Source organism: Acetivibrio ethanolgignens, from assembly GCF_001461035.1.
Lineage (GTDB): Bacteria > Bacillota > Clostridia > Lachnospirales > Lachnospiraceae > Velocimicrobium > Velocimicrobium ethanolgignens.
In genome coordinates this window covers 1-636 of the sequence record NZ_LNAM01000131.1, presented here as the reverse complement: position 1 = coordinate 636, position 636 = coordinate 1, and the positions used below count along the sequence as shown (strand labels likewise).

The window sequence follows — 636 nt, the reverse complement described above, 5'->3', positions numbered from 1 at the left end:
GCAGAAAACGAGGTAAAAGTCAGTAAAATTAAGTGTTTTAGTTTAATCAGCAGACACTACTTAGAATAAAACTTCCATTCCTCGTCCTCTCATAACTATCGAAGCTTCTAAAAATAGCAGTATATAAAACAAAGCTACTATAGATATATTTACAATATGCTTTGCAATTATAATACGTTTTCTATTTTGCTCAGAGACACAAATTAACAGCCAACCCCGGTTACTTTTTTCTATAGCTGCTTCTTTCATATTAATAAACCAAATGCCAGCTGGAAAAACTATAAGCAAACCCACTGTAAATAACACAACGCAATAATATGTATCTAAACTCATTTCCGTATAATCCACTGAAAAAGCACAAATTTTGTAGATTGCTAATCCCAATAATCCCGTACAAAACAATACCATAAATGCTATATATTGGAAATTAGCTTTTATTATTTCTGCCTTTATTATTGAAGTAAAACAACTAATTTTTTTCATTGTACCCCCTAAATTTGAAGATCATAATTTCTTTTTAGCTGTATACTACTTATCCACACAAACAGGCTTGATAAAAATCCTCCCACTACTATAATATGAGTTGCCCGACAAATGGACAACCAATAGCACTTTGAAAACTTAACACATTAACCT

1 protein-coding gene is annotated in these 636 nt (G+C 31.1%); it reads right to left on the bottom strand.

Annotated features, from left to right (window positions below; all coding sequences use genetic code 11):
- Window positions 1-60: 60 nt before the first annotated feature.
- Window positions 61-483: a hypothetical protein gene (locus tag ASU35_RS06935; RefSeq protein ID WP_058352310.1), complete on the bottom strand. Its 423-nt coding sequence runs from the start codon at window positions 481-483 to the stop codon at window positions 61-63.
- Window positions 484-636 lie beyond the last annotated feature (153 nt).

Excerpts from the sequence above, each read along its gene's own strand:
- ASU35_RS06935 (WP_058352310.1), bottom strand. The coding sequence starts at position 483 with ATGAAAAAAATTAGTTGTTTTACTTCAATAATAAAGGCAGAAATAATA.